The sequence below is a fragment of the Phenylobacterium sp. SCN 70-31 genome, assembly GCF_001724605.1.
GTDB lineage: Bacteria > Pseudomonadota > Alphaproteobacteria > Caulobacterales > Caulobacteraceae > Phenylobacterium.
In genome coordinates this window covers 25705-42318 of record NZ_MEEX01000036.1, presented here as the reverse complement: position 1 = coordinate 42318, position 16614 = coordinate 25705, and the positions used below count along the sequence as shown (strand labels likewise).

The following is a 16614-nucleotide window of genomic DNA, read 5'->3' as shown; positions in this document are numbered from 1 at the left end:
GACGCGGAAGGCGAAGCTGCGCTTTCCGCGCCCTTCCGCGTTTTCCGCGGTCCCATGACCGAGCCTCCGCTCCCGCGGAGGCTCAGGCCCCTTCCGTGTCTTCCGTGTTTTCTGTGGTTCCAAACTGACTCAGAGACCGACAAGCCCCCGGCGCCACCCATCCGAACCACGGAAAACACGAACGCGCGCCCAGTCCCGCAAGCCCGCGACGCCCCGCTTCCGCACGAAGCTTGGCCGTAGAACTCCGGAAACCCTTTTTGCGCCTTGATCCGCGTCCCGGCATCCCCCATGGTCGCGCCGGTTCGAGGGGCGTCATGATCAAGTCCGAACTGATCGCGAAACTTGCCGAAGAGAATCCGCATCTTACCCAGCGCGACATCGAGCGCGTGGTGGGTGTGGTCCTGGAGCGCATGATCGAGGCGCTGGAGAGCGGCGGGCGGGTCGAGCTGCGCGGTTTCGGCGCCCTGTCGGTGCGCTCGCGCGATGCGCGCGCCGGCCGCAACCCCCGGACGGGCGAGCCGGTTGACGTGCAGGCCAAACACGTCCCCTTCTTCAAGAGCGGCAAGGAGCTGCGCGAGCGGCTGAACGCCGACGACGAGGGTTAGGACGGCGAGGGCTGACGATTCCGGCCCTCTGACCAGGAGGGTTTCATGGGCGTCTTCTCGGAATTCCGCGAATTCATCGCGCGCGGCAACGTCATCGACCTGGCCGTCGGCGTGATCATCGGCGCGGCGTTCAACGACATCGTCAAGGTGCTGGTCGACCAGGTGATCATGCCGCCGATCGGCCTCCTGACCTCGGGCGTCGATTTCTCGCGGCTGCAATGGGTGCTCAAGCCCGACGACCCGGCCACGGCGGACATCAACGAGCTGGTGGCCATCCAGTACGGCGCCTTCATCAACGCCGGCATCAAGTTCCTGATCGTGGCCTGGGCCGTGTTCATGCTGGTGAAGGTGGTCAACACCATCCGCCGCCAGCCGGCGCCGCCGGCCGAAGAAGCGCCCGCGCCGCCGCCGCAGGAGGTCCTGCTGACCGAGATCCGCGACCTGCTGAAGGCGAAATAGCGCGCAAGCCCGGCCCGCAAGCCTTGCGCGGGGGCCGGGGCGTCGCCTAATCCCCGGCCATGTCCGCCAAGGCCAAGATCTGCGGCGTCTCCACGCCCGAGGCCGTGCGCGCCGTCGTCGACGGCGGCGCCGCGTACCTGGGCTTCATGTTCTTCCCCAGGAGCCCCCGCAACATCGCCGCCGAGGCGGCGGCCCGGCTCGCGCCGCCGGCCCGCGCCCGCGGCGTGAAGATCGTGGCCGTGGTGGTCGATCCGTCCGACGACGATCTCGACGCTCTCGTGGCCGGCCTCTCGCCCGACCTGATCCAGCTCCACGGCAGGGAGACCCCGGCCCGGGCGCGCGAGATCGCGGCCCGCTCCGGCCGCGGGATCGTCAAGGTGGTCCCGGTATCGGAAGCCGCCGACATCGACGCCGCCCGCGCCTACGAGCCCGTGGTCGAGCATCTGATGTTCGAGACCAAGCCCCCGAAGGACGCCGACCGGCCCGGCGGCCTGGGCGTCGCCTTCGACTGGACCCTGCTCCAGGGCCGCCGCTTCCAGAGGCCCTGGTTCCTGGCGGGAGGGCTCAATCCCTGGAACGTGGGCGAGGCCCTGGCCGCCTCGGGCGCCCCGCTGGCGGACGTTTCCTCTGGCGTGGAACGGGGACCCGGCTTAAAGGACCCGGCCTTGATCACGGCGTTCCTGGACGCTGTCCGGCGCGCCTGAGATTAGACCCGCTTCCCCATGAACGCCCCCGCTTCACCCGACCGGCCCAACGACTACACCGCCTATCCCGACGCCGACGGGCGCTTCGGCGATTACGGCGGGCGCTACGTGCCCGAGACGCTGATGCCGCTGGTCCACGAGCTGGACGCGGCCTATCGCGCGGCCAAGGCCGACCCGGCGTTCCAGGCCGAACTGGCGGGCTACATGCGGCACTACGTGGGCCGGCCCAGCCCGCTCTACTTCGCGAGCCGCCTGACCGAGCACTTCGGCGGGGCGAAGATCTATCTGAAGCGCGAGGAGCTGAACCACACCGGTTCGCACAAGATCAACAACTGCATGGGCCAGATTCTGCTGGCCATGCGGATGGGCAAGACGCGCATCATCGCCGAGACCGGCGCCGGCCAGCACGGCGTGGCCACCGCCACCGTCTGCGCCCGCTTCGGCCTGCCCTGCGTGGTCTACATGGGCGCCGTCGACGTCGAGCGGCAGAAGCCCAACGTCTTCCGCATGAACCTGCTGGGCGCGCGGGTCGAGGCGGTGACGGCCGGCTCGGCCACGCTCAAGGACGCCATGAACGAGGCCCTGCGCGACTGGGTCACCAACGTCCACGACACCTACTACCTCATCGGCACCGCCGCGGGCATGCACCCCTATCCCGAGATGGTCCGCGACTTCCAGGCGGTGATCGGCCAGGAGGCGCGCCAGCAGGTGCTGGAGGCCGAGGGCCGGCTGCCCGACGCCGTGGTCGCCTGCGTGGGCGGCGGCTCGAACGCCATCGGCATCTTCCACCCCTTCCTGAACGACGACGGCGTCAGGCTGATCGGCGTCGAGGCGGCGGGCGAGGGGATGGAGACCGGCCGGCACGCCGCCGCCATCAACGGCGGGCGGCCGGGCGTCCTGCACGGCAACATGACCTATCTGCTCCAGGACGCCGAGGGCCAGATCGAGGAGGCGCACTCCATCTCGGCCGGCCTCGACTATCCGGGGATCGGGCCCGAGCATTCCTGGCTCCACGACGTGGGCCGGGCGACGTACCTCACCGCCACCGACCTCGAATCCCTCGACGCCTTCAAGCTCACCGCCGAGCTGGAGGGCATCCTGCCCGCCATCGAGAGCGCGCACGCGCTCGCCCGCATCGGCGACATCGCCAGGAACGTGGGCAAGGGCGGCGTCGTGGTGCTGAACCTGTCTGGCCGGGGCGACAAGGACGTCGCCACCGTGGCCAATCATCTGGGCATGCAGATTTGACCAAGGCTCGCATCGACGCCCGCTTCGCCGCCCTGAAGGCCGAAGGCCGCGCCGGCTTCGTGTCTTACGTGATGGCGGGCGATCCCGACGCCGAGACGGCGCTGGCGATCCTGAAGGGCCTGCCCGCCGCCGGGGCCGACCTGATCGAGGTTGGCTTCCCGTTCTCGGACCCGATGGCCGAGGGGCCGCCCATCCAGCGCGCCGCCCAGCGGGCGCTCCGCAAGGGCATGACGCTGAAGGGGACGCTGGCCGCCATCGCCGCGTTTCGCCAGGACGACCAGGACACGCCGATCATCCTGATGGGCTACACCAACCCGCTGGTGACGTGGGGCTACGAGGCGTTCGCGCGCGACGCCGCGGCCGCCGGCGTCGATGGGGTCATCGTCGTGGACTGCCCGCCCGAGGAGGCCGACAGCCTGGCCGACGCCCTGGACGCCCACGACGTATCGCTGATCCGGCTGGCGACGCCGACCTCGGACGACAAGCGCCTGCCCGTGGTGGTCTCTCGGACCTCGGGCTTCGTCTACTACGTCTCGGTCGCCGGGGTGACCGGTGTGAAGGAGGCCGACGCGGCGGCCGTGGCGCCGCACGTCGAGCGCGTACGCAAGGCCTCCGGCCTGCCCGTCGCCGTGGGCTTCGGCATCAAGACGCCCGAACGCGCCGCCGCCGTGGCCCGCGTGGCCGACGCCGTGGTCGTGGGCTCGGCCCTGGTGGACGAGGTGGCCGCCGGCGTCGACGCCGGCGAAGACGTGACCCCCAACGAAGACGTGACTCGGCGCGTGCTTACAAAGGCCGAGTCACTGGCTAAGGCTGTCCGCGCCGCGCGCCGGATTCCGGCCTGAACAGTTTCGAAGGCGATGGCTGACCAGAAGAACGACAAGTCCGCACGGCCGCCGGCCGAGAAGAAGCGGGGCTGGCTGTCCCGTATCGCCCCCGGCGTCCGCAATCCCGGCAAGCGCGACACGCCCGAGAACCTCTGGGTGAAGTGCCCGGACACGGGCGAGATGCTGTACCGGCCCGACCTCGAGGCGGCGCTGTGGGTCACCCCCTCGGGCAATCATATGCGTATCGGGGCCAGGCTGCGCCTGCTCTACACGTTCGACGACGGCAAGTTCGAGCGGATCTCCACCCCGATCATGCCCGAGGACCCCCTGAAGTTCCCGGACGACAAGCCGTATCCCGATCGACTGAAGGCCGCGCGCAAGGCCACCGGCGAGCAGGACTCGATGGCCGTCGCCTTCGGCCAGATCCACGGTCAGCCGGCCGTGGTGATCGTCCAGGACTTCGCCTTCATGGGCGGCTCGCTGGGCATGGCGGCCGGCGAGACCTTCGTGAAGGCCGCGCAGGAGGCCGTGGCGCGCGGCGTGCCGCTGGTGATCTTCACCGCCTCGGGCGGCGCGCGGATGCAGGAGGGCACGCTCAGCCTGATGCAGATGGCCCGCACCACCCTGGCGCTGAACGAGGTGAAGTCGGCCGGCCTGCCCTATGTCGTGGTGATGACCGATCCCACCACCGGCGGGGTGACGGCGTCGTACGCCATGCTGGGCGACGTCCACCTGGCCGAACCCAACGCCACCATCGGCTTCTCGGGCCGCCGCGTGATCGAGCAGACGATCCGCGAGGTGCTGCCGCCGACGTTCCAGCGCTCCGAGTTCCTGGTCGAGCACGGCATGGTGGACCAGGTGGTGACCCGCGCCGAACTGCCGGAAAAGCTGGGTTCGATCCTCAAGACCCTTATGATGGGGCGTGAGCGCCTTCCCCCCGCCGCCTGACGCCGCCGCCGATCCCGGCCACGATCCCATCCGCGCCTCGGATGCGGTGATCCAGCGGCTGCGCGCCAACCATCCCACGCTGATCGACCTCAGCACCGGCCGGGTCGAGCGGCTGCTGGCGGCGCTGGGCCGCCCCGACCTGAAGCTGCCGCCGGTGATCCACGTGGCCGGCACCAACGGCAAGGGCTCGACCGTCGCCTATCTCCGCGCCATCGGCGAGGCGGCCGGCCTGCGGGTCCACGCCCTGACCTCTCCCCACCTCGTGCGGTTCGCGGAGCGCATCCGGCTGGCGGGGCGGCTCATCACCGACGACGAGCTGAACGACCTCACCGACCGGGTCGAGGCCGCCAACGACGGCCAGCCGATCAGCTTCTTCGAGATCACCACCGTCCTGGCCTTCCTGGCCTTCGCCGAGACGCCGGCCGACCTCTGCATCGTCGAGGTGGGCCTGGGCGGCCGCTTCGACGCCACCAACGTCTTCGACGCCCCGGCGGTCAGCGTCATCACGCCGGTGGACTACGACCACCTCGAGATGCTCGGGCCGGGCCTGCCCAAGATCGCCTGGGAGAAGGCCGGGATCATCAAGCGCGGCCGGCCCGTCGTCGTCGCCCGCCAGCCCGACGAGGCGCTGGAGATGATCGAACGCGAGGCCGACGACCGCATGGCCCCCATGCTGCTGATGGGCCGCGACTTCGACGCCTGGGAAGAGCGGGGCCGCCTGCTGGTGCAGATGCCGGACCGCCTCCTCGACCTGCCCCCGCCCAGCCTGTTCGGCGGCTACCAGTTCGCCAACGCCGGCGTCGCCGCGGCCGCGGCCCTGACGTTCGACCATGCGCTCCCCGACGAGGTGGTCGGGCGCGGCGTGTCCTCGGCGGTCTGGCCGGCGCGGATGCAGCGGCTGACCACCGGCCCGCTGGCCGACCTCGCCCGCGCGCGCGGCTCGGACCTGTGGCTGGACGGCGGCCACAACCCGCACGCCGGCCGCGCGCTGGCCGAGGCCGCGAGCCGGATCGTCGATCGCGATCCGCGATCGCTGGTGCTGGTCGCGGGCATGTTCGCGCGCAAGGACGCCGAGGGCTTCTTCCGCCCCTTCGCCGAGATGCGGCCGCGGGTGATCTGCACGGGCTTCGACTCGCCCATCGCCGCGCCGGCCGAGGATCTCGCCGCCGCCGCGGCCGCCGTGGGCCTCGACGCCGAGACCGCGGCCAACGTCCAGGACGCCGTCGCGCGCGCCCTGGAGAGCGACGGTCCGGCGCCTCACGTCCTGGTCTGCGGCGGCCTGCATTTCGCGGGCGAGGTCCTGGCCATGAGCCGCGAGACGTGGCCTACATGAGGGGCTGATGTTCGGAAGACGCACCTGGCGCCTGGCGCTGCCAATGCCGTGGCTCGCGACCCTGGCGGTCGCGCTCGTGGTGCTGGCCGTCCTGATCCATTTCTATGGGCGAGGGCCGTATGTCATGTTCGGCTGGCTCGCCGGCTGGCTCATCGCCAGCCGGATCGTGAACTGGGTCGTGCGCCGCCGCCGGGGCCCTCCCTCTTCTTGATGGGAGAGCGCCCCTCCGTCTCGGCCCTCCAGGCCGATCCACCTCCCCCGCTACGCGGGGGAGGAGCGGGACGCGCCAAGCTCCTCCCCCGAAGAGAATACTTCGGGGGAGGTGGCAGCGAAGCTGACGGAGGGGGCGTAAGGCGGGCACGCCCTCCCGATCGGGAGGAACTACGCGGCGACGCCGGCCTCGGTCAGCCATTCCAGGATCTTCTGCTTGGGCATGGCGCCGACCTTCATCGAGGCCATCTGTCCGCCCTTGAACAGCATCATGGTCGGGATGCCGCGCACGCCGTAGCGCGACGGCGTGGTCGGGCTCTGCTCGATGTCGAGCTTGGCGATCGTCACCTTGCCGGCCAGCTCGTCCGAGAGCTGCTCCAGGGCGGGGGCGATCTGCTTGCAGGGGCCGCACCACTCGGCCCAGAAATCGACGAGGACCGGCGTCGCGGACTCCAGGACGTCGGACTGGAAGGTGTCGTCGGTGACCTTCACGGTGCTCATGGAATGACTCCTATCGAGGGCTTCACGGCAACGTCCGGCGGCGCCGGTTGGTTCGCCCCAATTCGCATCGGGATGTAGGCGGGGCCAGCGTCCACATCAACCGTCACGGCGGAGGTCGGCAAGGGTGGCGGCGATCAGGTTTTCTGGAACCGGCATCAGCTTCGGCCCATCGGTCCAGACAATGGCGGCCTCGACGCGCCGTCCCGGGAACACCTCGGCGAGCACCGCGGCGTACATCGCCATCTGCCGCAGGTAGGCGGGATCGGCGGCCTCGATCCGCGGCGGCGAGGGCCGGTTGGTCTTGAAGTCCACCGCCAGCACGCGGTCCGCCAGCACCACCAGCCGGTCGATCCGGCCCGAGATGGCGAGGCCGGGCGGAAGCGCCGCCGCGCCCCCGGCGATCGAGACCTCGGCCCGCGAGCCCGGCCCGAACACCTCGGCGAAACGCGCGTCGTCCAGCACACCCAGGGCTGCGGCGGCCATCTCGGCGCGCTGTGCGTCGGCGAGGTCGGCCTCGCGCGCCAGCAGGCCGGCGGCGCCCTCGGCCCGCGCCTCGGACGGGAGGTCCGGCAGGAGCTGGAGCAGACGGTGGATCAGGTCTCCGCGGCGGAAGCGGCCCAGCCCCCGGGCGCGGTCCAGCGGCGAGGCGGCGGGCGCGGCGGCGTCTTCCCCCAGATCGGACGGCGAAGCGTAGCGGGCGAAGGCCTCCCGGTCGGCGATCAGCCCGCTCCAGGGCGGTAGGGGGATGGGCGGCAGCGGCGTCGCCTGGCCCTCGCCCAGCACCTGCGGATCGTGGCCGAACCGGCGGCCCACGCGGTCTCCGCAGGGGATCTCCCGCACCTCGCCCGCGATCTCGGCGGCCTCGAAGGCGGGCTTCAGCAGACCCCACCAGCCCTTCAGGTTCTCTTCCTTGCGGTTGCCCGGCAGCCTTCCGCACAGCACGAGCCGGTCGCGCGCGCGGGTCAGCGCCACATAGAGCAGCCGCCAGGATTCGTCGGCCTCGGCCTTGGCCCGGCGCTCGCGGGCGGCGGCGCTGGCGGGACCGTCACCCGCCTTGGATCCGCACCACAGGAAGACGCCGTCGCCGGTCTCCATCAGCGGCGAGTCGCGACCCCCGCCCTGGGCCGTGGTCTCGGGCAGGAACACGATCGGCGCCTCCAGGCCCTTGGCGCCGTGGGCGGTCATCACGCGCACCTCGTTGCGCACCGCCTCCATCTCGCGCTTCACGTGGATGTCGAGGCCGGCGAAGTCGGCCACCAGGCTCTCCAGGTCCGCGACGCCGCGCCCCTCGGCGGCCAGGGCCTGGTTCAGGAACTCGTCCAGGGCGTCGTCGGCCTCGCCGCCCAGGCGGCGGACGATCTCGGCCCGCGCGCCGTTGCGCCCCAGCATCCGGGCGAAGAGCTCGAAGGGCGGCGCCTCGCGCGACAGGGCGATCGCCGCCCGGACCGTGGCCAGCGCCTCGGCCCACTCGGACTCCTCTTCGGCGCGGGCCTGGAGCACGCTCCAGAGGGTCCCGCGCCGACCATGCGCCAGGCGATAAAGGCTGTCGTCCGAGACCCGGCAGAAGGGGCTGCGCAGCAATGCGGCGAGCGTCAGGTCGTCGTCGGGGAACAGGCACACCCGGGCCAGCGCAAGGAGATCGTCGAAGACGATGTGCTCCGAGAGGTTCAGCCGGTCCGCGCCCGCCACGGGCACGCCAGCGCGCTTCAGCGCCCGCAGGATCTCCTGGAACTGCGCCGAGCGCTTGCGGACCAGGATCAGCACATCCCCATAGCGCGCCGGCCGCCAGTCGCCGGGCCGGCCATGCTGGTCCTTGAGGCTGCGGTCCCAGACCGCGTCCCCGCGCTTCACCGTCGCCTGGATCTCGAGCGCGATCTCGCGGGCCAGCCGGCGATTGGAGCTCTCCTCGGGCTCCAGGTCCAGGGGCGCGGTCCAGGCTTCGCGCGGCGGCGTCTCGGGCGGCTCGAACAGCGGCCAGATGTCGACGCAGCCCGGTTGGCCCTTGCGCACGGCCTCGTGGCGCACGCGCTCGGCACCCGGCGGCGGCGGCACACCGTCGCGGGTCTCAGGACTGGCGAAGACGGCGTCCACATAGCCCAGCACCGCCTCGGTGGAGCGCCAGGAGGCGATCAGCTCGACCCGCTCGAACGGCTGGCCGGCCATCCCGGCCCGCGCCCGGTGACGCTCGTACTTGGCCTTCAGCAGCGTCGGGTCCGCGCCCTGGAAGGAATAGATCGACTGCTTCTCGTCGCCGACTACGAACAGGTTGCGCGGCCGGGGCCGTTCGCGACCCTCGCCGGCGAAGAACTCGTCCACCAGGGCGTCCAGCACCGCCCACTGGCTCGGCGCGGTGTCCTGGGCTTCGTCCAGCAGGATGTGGTCGATACCGCCGTCCAGCTTGTAGAGCACCCAGGCGGCCAGCGGGGCGTGGCGGACCAGTTCGGCGGTCTTGCCGATCAGGTCGGCGAAGTCGAGGGCGCCGCGGGCGTCCTTCTCCAGGGCGTAGGCGGCGAGATAGGCCTGGGCCAGCACCAGGGCGTCCAGGGTGTCGGTCGCGACGCGGGCCGACTTCACCTGCTCGCGCGCCGCGGCCAGCCGGTCCTGTTCCGAGAGCAGCGCCATCTGGACCTGCGGCGCGGCCTTCAGGGCCGCCGCCGAGGCGACCCACTTGGCGGGCGTCCCCCGGCCGCCCTCGGTGAAGAGGGCCGAGAGCGCCATCTCGAGATCCGCCGCCGGATCGCCGGCCACACGCCGCAGGGCGGCGGCTTCCTTCAGCGACTTGCCCGAGGCCTCCAGCAGGCCCGCCGCCTCGGCCCACAGCGGCCGGTCGATGGCCGCCGTCGCGTCCCGGGCGATGGCCTCGGGATCGGCCGGCGCGTCGAACCCGCAGGCGCGCCAGGTCGCCGCTTCGGCGCCGTCCCACCCCTCCACGCGCTCGAAGTAGCCGGCCAGAGCCTCGCGGCGGTCCTCGAACGCGCGGAACATCCCCTCGAAGGCCTGGAAGTCCAGCGCCACCGACATGCGCGCATAGGCCTCGGCGATGCGGCCCTCGGCCTTGAGCGCATGGCGCGCCACGCCCTTGCGCGCCTCGCGGGCGATGACGGCGGCGGCCGCGTCGTCCATCACGGTGAAGCCCGGTGACACGCCCGCCTCCAGCGGGAAGCGCCGCAGCAGCTTCTCGCAGAAGGCGTGGATGGTCTGGATCTTCAGGCCGCCCGGCGTCTCCAGGGCGCTGGCGAACAGCCGCCGCGCGCGGGCCAGGCCTTCGTCGTCGTAGGTGGCCTGCGCCCGGCCCTCCAGGTCGGCCAGGTCGCGCCGCAGTTCGTTCGTGTCGGCCACGCACCAGCCGCCCAGGCGCTCGAACAGCCGCCGCTGCATCTCCGCGGCGGCGGCCTTGGTGTAGGTGACGCAGAGGATCTTCTCGGGCTCGGCGCCCACGAGCAGCAGGCGCGCGACCCGGTCGATCAGGGTCTTGGTCTTGCCTGAGCCGGCGTTGGCGCTGACGAAGGCCGAGCGCGCGGGATCGGCGGCGACGCGCTGTGGATCGGGCGGGAGATCGGGCGGGGCGGCCGTCATGTCTCGCCCTCGTCGCCGCTGGTGGACCACTCGAAGACCCGGGCCAGATGGTCGTAGTCGCTGACCCGCGCCTTCAGGAACTGGGGCGCGATCCGCGAGAGGTACGGCCGGGCGGGGTCGTCGTACTGGGCTACCAGCTTGCGGGCGCCCTCCAGCGCCAGCCGCGCGGCCTCCTCGCTCGCCTCGCCGGCCAGTGCGCGCACCTCGACCTTGCCCGCCGGCTTGCGGCCGGTGACTTCGAGATAGGTCAGGTCGCCGGGGCGCGGGCGTCCCAGCCCCTCGAACCCGCCGGCCATCAGGATGGCGGCGGTGAGCGTGAGCTGCGGCGAGAAGCCGGTGTCGACCTCCTTCTGCGACGGGGCCTTGCCGGTCTTGAAGTCCAGGATATGGCCGAACCCGTCGGGGTCGATCTCGATGCGGTCGGCCCGCGCCGTCAGGGTGAAGTCGCCGCCGGGCGCGGGGAACGTCAGCTCGCCCTTCAGCTCCACGTGAATGGCGCGGCCGTCGGCGCGGCGATCCGCCTCCAGCGCGGCCACCCAGGCTCCGGCCTCGCGGGCCAGCGCCGTTTCGCGCGCGAGCGCCTCCTCGGGCATCCCCTGATCGCGCAGGGCCTCGACGTAGAGCCGTTGGAACACCGCCGCGGCGTCGGGCGGCAGCTCGCGGGGCCAGTCGCGGGCCAGGGTCTCGAACGCGGTGTGGATCGCCGTCCCGCGAGCGCGGGCGTCGACGGCCTGGTCCGGGGCGTCCAGCGGATAGAGCCTGAGGATGTCCCGCGCCCAGACGGCGTAGGGGTCGCGCGTCAGAGCCTCGATACGGGTCACCGCCATGTTTCGCGGGCGGTCGGCGAGCGGCGGCAGGGGCGCGGGCCGCGGGGCGGGCCGGTAGTCCCCGGCCGCATCCAGGGCGCGCGCCCAGTCCAGCAGCTCGGGCCGGCCGGGCAGGCGCAGCGGCTCGCCCCGACTGTCCTTGGCGCCGCCGACGAGGGTCTCCAGCCGCCAGAGCCAGCGCGACTTGACGCTGGGCGCCCCCTCGCGGCGCTCGGCATGGACCAGGACCACCTCCGGCGCACAGGCCGCCTGGGCGAAATCGTGGGCGGCCAGGCCGATGCGGCGCTCGGGCGGCGGCAGACCCAGGGCCGCCCGCATGGGGCGCGACAGGAACGGATCGACCGGCGCCCCCTGGGGCCAGACCCCCTCCTCCAGCCCGGCCACCACCAGCAGGTCTGCGCGCGTGGTCCGCGCCTCGATGGCGCCCAGGATCCGCAGTCGCGGATGGGTCGCGCCGCCCACGCGCACCGTCTCGCCCGACACCAGCTTGAACAGCAGGTCGCCGAAGCCGCGGGCCGAGACCGGCGGCAGGCCATCCGACCCGTCGATCAGCCCGGCGAGCAGGCGGCTCAAGGCCTCGCCGCCGTGGCCCGACCACAGCCGGCCCGCCGAACCGGCCTCGTCGGCGGCGACGGCCTCCAGGGCGCGGGCCAGCGCCAGCGCCGCCTCGCCCACGGCGGCAGGGCCGTCGGCGAAGGCGGCGGACAGCGGCGCCAGCACCCCTTGCAGCCGCAGGCACAGCGACAAGGCGTCGGCGCGTTCGTCCTCCGACGCCCGTTCGGCCCGCCCGATCTTGGCCTCCAGAGCGGGCCAGTCGGCGCGCCGCGGCCCGCGCAGCCCCCACAGCTCCAACGCACGCCGCCGGCGGTCGAGATCCTCGGGAGCGAGCCCCAGCGCCGCGTACGGGTGCTTGAGGACCGCCAGCAGCGCGACCGGGTCAAGCGGGTCGCCCGCCAGCCGGGTCAACAGGCGGGCCAGCACGGCGGCGGGCGCGCCGGCCAGGGCCACCCCGGCCGAAGAGTCCGGAACCACGTCCCATCGCGCCAGCCGCGCCATCACCCGCCGCGCCAGGGTCGGGTCGGGCGTCACCAGGGCGGCGGTGCGGCCGGGCGTCTCCAACGCCTCGCGCAGGGCGAGCGCCGCCACGGTCGCGGCCTCCTCCTCATGCCGGGCGTCGACCAGCGAGAGGCCCGAGAGGCCGGCCACGAACGGATCGACCCCGTCGTCCGCGCCCTCGGCCCTGAGCGCGGCGATCTGCTCCAGCCAGTCGTCGGTCTTCTCGGGCGGGCGCAGGGCCTCGTTGACGATCCGTCGCCGCCAGCGGCCCCGGAAGTCGGGCGCAGCCGACACCGGCCAGACGCCGACCTCTCGCCGCTCGACGCCCGAGCGCTGAAGCAGCCGCCGCATGGCCCCCTGAGGATGCTGTTCGCCGGCCACGCGCCAGGCGGGATCGGCGAGGTCGAGGTCCAGGCCCGGCAGCACCACGGCGCCCTGCGGGGCGCGCGCGACCACCGCCAGCAGGGCGGCCGTGGCCGGCGCCGTGCCGGTGGAGCCGGCGGCCACCAGGACGTTGCGGGGCGGCCGCGCGTCCCATTGTTCGGCCAGGCGGCGCAGCAACAGCACACGCCGGACGCTGACGTCCGCGACGCCCAACTCGGCGAGGCGGCGCGGCCAGGCCTCCAGCGCCGTCTGGAGGAAGTCGCGCGAGATCGCCCAGTGCTCGGCCTGATCGGCGCCGACCAGATCGTCCAGGCGTCCGGAGGGGTCGATCTCCTCGATCTGCAGACTGTCCAGGAAGCCGCCCAGCGCGTCGGCCAGTTCCAGGGCGGCGGCGGCGTCGAGGTCGCGCTTCAGGTCGGTCTCGTGCGCCTTGACCAGCCGCGCCAGTTCGAAGCGGCGACGCAGCGGGTCGATGGCGGCGGGCAGGTCCAGGGCCAGATCGCCGGGCTCGAAGGGCGGCTCGCCCGTTTCCAGGTCGCCCAGCGGACGCATCTGCGGCGGCAGGATGGCCCGGCCGCCCCCGGCGCGGACGAAGGCGTCGGCCAGGGCGCGGGCCCCGCGGCGGGTGGGCGTCAGGACCACGGCGTCGGCCAGCGCCTCGGGACCCCGGGGCGAGAGCGCCCGGTGCAGGCCCAGGGCCAGGTCGTCGGCGAACGGCCGGTGCGCGGGGATCGTGAACCAGCGCGGACCCGGCCGTTCGAAGAGGCCGGTCACGATGCGCCCGCCGCCTCGCGCAGTCGGGCCTCGGCGGCGTCGCGGGCGGCGGGATCGCCCACGTGCATCCAGTATCCGTCCATCGCGACGCCGTGCAGCCGCCCCTGCGCCTGCAGGCGATGCCAGACCGGGACGATCGAGAAGGCGCCGTCGGGCTGGTCGTCCAGGACCTGGGGCTTCAGGATCGTGACCCCGACATTGGCGAACGGGGTCGGGGGCTGGGGCGCGGTGGAATGGGTGAGCCGGCCGGCCGCGTCCCGAAAGAACCCCTGCGGACCCTCGAAGCCGATCCCGTGGCCGCGACGCACCAGCAGCAGCAGGATGTCCATCTCGGCCGGATCCCATGCGCCCTTGAGCGTCTCCAGGGCGGGCGCGGCGCCCTCGATCCACAGCGAGTCGATGTTGGCGACGAAGATCGGGTCGCGGCCCAGCTTGTCGGCCGCGTGACGGATGCCGCCCCCGGAATCGAGCAGGGCCGCGCGCTCGTCCGACACCACGATCTCCAGGTCGCGGCGCGTAGCCAGATGGGCCTCCATCTGGTCGGCGAAGTGGTGGACGTTCACCACCGCCCGCGTCACTCCGGCGTCGCGCAACCGGTCCAGCACATGGTCGATCAGCGCCCGGCCGGCCACCGGGACCAGGGCCTTGGGCCGGGTGTCGGTCAGCGGCCGCATGCGGGTGCCCAGGCCCGCGGCCAGCACCATCGCCGTCGTGGGGCCGGGAGGGCTCGCCGGCGCGCTCACCGGCGCGCCTCGGGCGGGACGTGGCGGTCGAACCAGGCCTTGAGGCCGACGAGGTCGGGGTCCTGGAGATTGCGTTCGAGATAGCGCCAGGTGCGCGGCATGTAGGACTCGTACTGGGTCCGGCCGAGCAGGGCCTGGCGCGCGAAGACCCGGCCCAGGATTCGGGCGGCGTTGGATGCGGCCAGCGCGCGGTAGTCGGCCAGGAACGCCGCGCGGTCCAACTCGGGCCTGACGGCCAGGAAGCGGTCCAGCATCGCCGCCTCCAGTTCGGGGGCGACATCGCGGCGGGCGTCCTGCAACAGGTGCAAGAGATCCCAGGCCGGATGGGCGCGAAGGGCGTCCTGGAAGTCCACCATGCCGACGCGCGCGACGCCCGCGCGTTCGGGCAGCCACAGCAGGTTTCGGGCGTGGAAGTCGCGGTGGGTGAAGACGTCGGCGCCGGCCTCGCCCCGGACCCAGACGGGCGCCCACAGCGCGTCCCATTCGGCGACCGCCGCCGGACCGAACGGGGGCAGGCCCGCGAAGGGCGGCCAGAACTCCAGGAAGGTGTCGGTGGCCACCTTGAGCGCCAGGGTGTCGTAGGTCAGCAGGGGCCAGGACAGGCCCTCGTACGACAGCACCGAAGGCGGCGGCTCTGACTGCATCGCCACCTGGGCGTCCACGGCCGCCTCGTAGAGCGGGCGCTCGTCCTGGCCGTCGCCGATCAGCGTGGCGAAGAGGCCGTCGCCCAGGTCCTCCAGGACCACCAGGCCGAGAGCCGCGTCGAACGCATCGATGCGGGGCGCCGAGAGGCCGCGTTCCCTGAGCCAGGCCGCCGCCGTGACGAAGGCCGCCACCGAACCCGCCGCCAGCCGCGCGGCGGCGTTGTAGCCCAGCGCGATCCGCTCGGCGTCCCCGGCCTCCGGCGGGCAGACGACGCTCTCCAGGGCCGGCGGCTGGTCCATGAAGAAGCGCGTGGAGCCGTCGGCCAGGCGCAGCCGCTCGAACACGCGCGTCGAGGCGTCGCCGTCGAACGGCGCCCGTCGCGCGTCGCCGAAGCCGGACGCCGCCAGGAACGCGGCCTTCTCCGCCTCACGCTCAGACCTCAATCGTCCGTCCTTTCCAGGCGCCGTGCGGGACCAGCCGCGCCGTGCGGCCGCCATCCGGCGCGAGCGCGATCTCTATATCGAGTCGGTCGGGCGGCAGGCGGCCCTCGAGCCGCTCGGGCCACTCGATCACCGCCGCGCCGGTCTCCAGCGCCTCGTCCAGGCCGATCTCGTAGGCCTCGTCGGGATCGGACAGGCGATAGAGGTCGAAATGGGCGACCGCCAGGCCCGGCCCCTCGTAGAACTGCACCAGGGTGAAGGTCGGGCTGGGCACCTCCTCGTCCGGCGTCGTCAGCGCCCTGACCAGCGCGCGGGCCAGCGTCGACTTCCCGGCGCCCAGCGGTCCCGACAGGCAAACGGCCTCGCCGGCTTGCAGGCAGGCCGCCACCGCCGCCCCCAGCCGGGCGGTCGCCGCCTCGTCGACCAGGCTCACGGAGGGCGCAGGGCGGGTCTCGGTCATGCGAAGGCCGCGTCGCCGTCGGTGGCCAGATCGCGCTCGACATAGGCCTTGAGACGGGCCGTCGCCTCCACCGGATCGCCATCCAGCGCAGAGGGCGCGATCAACGGACCGACGGTGAGACGGAACGCCCGCCCGCGCTTGTTGAGAAGTTCGTGGAAGAGGGTGATGTCGCGCAACTCGGTCGAGACCCCGTTGAACAGGTGGAACAGCGTCGACCACGGGCCGGCGACATGGATCGGCAGGACCGGCGCCTCGTACTTGCGGGCGATCGAGACCGCCGACGACATCCATTCGGGGTCGGCCAGCGTCCCGTCGGCCTGCCGGCGCGCCAGGCGTCCGGCGGGGAAGATCGCCAGGCAGCGTTCGGCCTCCAGCGCCTCGCGCGTCATGCCGAGGGTCGCCCGCGTCTTCTCGCGCGTGCGCTTGGCCTCGACCCATTCCACGGGGATCAGCACCTCACCGAAGGCCGGCGAGACGCGGTGGGCGTCGGCGTTGGCATAGAAGCAGATGTCCGGCCGGATCGCCTTCAGGGCGTCGAACACCGCCACGCCGTCGGCGATCCCGGTCGGGTGATTGCAGATCGCCACGAGGCGTCCCGTGCGGGGGACACGGTCCAGGCCACTGGCCGTGACCTGAAGCGCGAGGAGGTCCGAGACGTGGTCCAGGGCGGCGCGGCCCGGCAGAGGCGCGATGGCGTCGGCCATCCGGCGCGCCCGGCCATAGCCCAGCATGGCGTACAGCAGCGGCCGCAAGAGGGGCCACGCCGGGCCGCCCGAGAGGCGCGGCGCCCGCTCGGCGATCAGGACGTCCACGATGTGGTCGCGGCCGCGCGGCATGCGCGCCGCGGCCGCAGGCTGGGCCAGCGTCATGGGGCGAT

The 16614-nt window shown here is 72.9% G+C and carries 15 protein-coding genes; 8 read left to right on the top strand and 7 right to left on the bottom strand.

Annotated features, from left to right (window positions below):
* Nucleotides 1-314: 314 nt before the first annotated feature.
* From ABS78_RS20745 to ABS78_RS20710, 8 genes are read left to right on the top strand one after another with little or no spacing between them, the layout of a single operon-like run.
* Nucleotides 315-605, top strand: coding sequence for an integration host factor subunit beta (locus ABS78_RS20745; protein ID WP_293383973.1), 291 nt, complete (start codon nucleotides 315-317; stop codon nucleotides 603-605).
* 45 nt (nucleotides 606-650) lie between these two features.
* Nucleotides 651-1064 carry a large-conductance mechanosensitive channel protein MscL gene (gene mscL, locus ABS78_RS20740; protein WP_293383970.1) on the top strand — a complete coding sequence of 138 codons (414 nt, stop codon included), beginning with the start codon at nucleotides 651-653 and terminating at the stop codon, nucleotides 1062-1064.
* A 59-nt stretch (nucleotides 1065-1123) separates the two neighbouring features.
* The gene (locus ABS78_RS20735) at nucleotides 1124-1768 is read left to right on the top strand and encodes a phosphoribosylanthranilate isomerase (RefSeq protein ID WP_293383968.1); all 645 of its coding nucleotides are present in this window, start codon (nucleotides 1124-1126) and stop codon (nucleotides 1766-1768) included.
* A gap of 18 nt (nucleotides 1769-1786) precedes the next feature.
* Nucleotides 1787-3016: a tryptophan synthase subunit beta gene (gene trpB, locus ABS78_RS20730; protein ID WP_293383965.1), complete on the top strand. Its 1230-nt coding sequence runs from the start codon at nucleotides 1787-1789 to the stop codon at nucleotides 3014-3016.
* On the top strand, nucleotides 3013-3858 hold the full coding sequence (gene trpA / locus ABS78_RS20725) for a tryptophan synthase subunit alpha (RefSeq protein ID WP_293383962.1): 846 nt from the start codon (nucleotides 3013-3015) through the stop codon (nucleotides 3856-3858). The genes trpB and trpA overlap by 4 nt, the downstream gene beginning before the upstream one ends.
* 15 nt (nucleotides 3859-3873) lie before the next feature.
* Complete coding sequence (gene accD, locus ABS78_RS20720; RefSeq protein WP_293383959.1) at nucleotides 3874-4788, top strand: acetyl-CoA carboxylase, carboxyltransferase subunit beta; 915 nt, start codon at nucleotides 3874-3876, stop codon at nucleotides 4786-4788.
* A complete protein-coding gene (locus tag ABS78_RS20715; protein ID WP_293383956.1) occupies nucleotides 4763-6121 on the top strand; it encodes a folylpolyglutamate synthase/dihydrofolate synthase family protein in 1359 nt (452 codons plus the stop codon). Before accD ends, ABS78_RS20715 begins: the two co-directional genes overlap by 26 nt.
* Nucleotides 6122-6128: 7 nt before the next feature.
* Nucleotides 6129-6332, top strand: coding sequence for a hypothetical protein (locus tag ABS78_RS20710; protein WP_293383953.1), 204 nt, complete (start codon nucleotides 6129-6131; stop codon nucleotides 6330-6332).
* 170 nt (nucleotides 6333-6502) lie between these two features.
* On the opposite strand, the gene trxA is transcribed toward ABS78_RS20710, so the two are convergent.
* The 7 genes from trxA to ABS78_RS20675 form a co-directional block, all read right to left on the bottom strand.
* On the bottom strand, nucleotides 6503-6832 hold the full coding sequence (gene trxA, locus ABS78_RS20705; RefSeq protein WP_293383950.1) for a thioredoxin: 330 nt from the start codon (nucleotides 6830-6832) through the stop codon (nucleotides 6503-6505).
* Nucleotides 6833-6928: 96 nt separating this feature from the next.
* Nucleotides 6929-10408 carry a double-strand break repair helicase AddA gene (gene addA / locus ABS78_RS20700; RefSeq protein ID WP_293383947.1) on the bottom strand — a complete coding sequence of 1160 codons (3480 nt, stop codon included), beginning with the start codon at nucleotides 10406-10408 and terminating at the stop codon, nucleotides 6929-6931.
* Nucleotides 10405-13449, bottom strand: coding sequence for a double-strand break repair protein AddB (addB, locus tag ABS78_RS20695; RefSeq protein ID WP_293383944.1), 3045 nt, complete (start codon nucleotides 13447-13449; stop codon nucleotides 10405-10407). Before addB ends, addA begins: the two co-directional genes overlap by 4 nt.
* Nucleotides 13446-14153 carry a nucleotidyltransferase family protein gene (locus ABS78_RS20690; protein ID WP_293383979.1) on the bottom strand — a complete coding sequence of 236 codons (708 nt, stop codon included), beginning with the start codon at nucleotides 14151-14153 and terminating at the stop codon, nucleotides 13446-13448. Before ABS78_RS20690 ends, addB begins: the two co-directional genes overlap by 4 nt.
* A gap of 35 nt (nucleotides 14154-14188) precedes the next feature.
* Nucleotides 14189-15280 (bottom strand): N-acetylmuramate/N-acetylglucosamine kinase AmgK, encoded by a 1092-nt coding sequence (gene amgK, locus ABS78_RS20685; protein WP_293383941.1) that lies wholly within the window; start codon nucleotides 15278-15280, stop codon nucleotides 14189-14191.
* The gene (gene tsaE / locus ABS78_RS20680; RefSeq protein ID WP_293383938.1) at nucleotides 15270-15737 is read right to left on the bottom strand and encodes a tRNA (adenosine(37)-N6)-threonylcarbamoyltransferase complex ATPase subunit type 1 TsaE; all 468 of its coding nucleotides are present in this window, start codon (nucleotides 15735-15737) and stop codon (nucleotides 15270-15272) included. The genes amgK and tsaE overlap by 11 nt, the downstream gene beginning before the upstream one ends.
* Nucleotides 15734-16606 carry a 1-acyl-sn-glycerol-3-phosphate acyltransferase gene (locus ABS78_RS20675; RefSeq protein ID WP_293383935.1) on the bottom strand — a complete coding sequence of 291 codons (873 nt, stop codon included), beginning with the start codon at nucleotides 16604-16606 and terminating at the stop codon, nucleotides 15734-15736. The genes tsaE and ABS78_RS20675 overlap by 4 nt, the downstream gene beginning before the upstream one ends.
* Nucleotides 16607-16614: the final 8 nt, after the last annotated feature.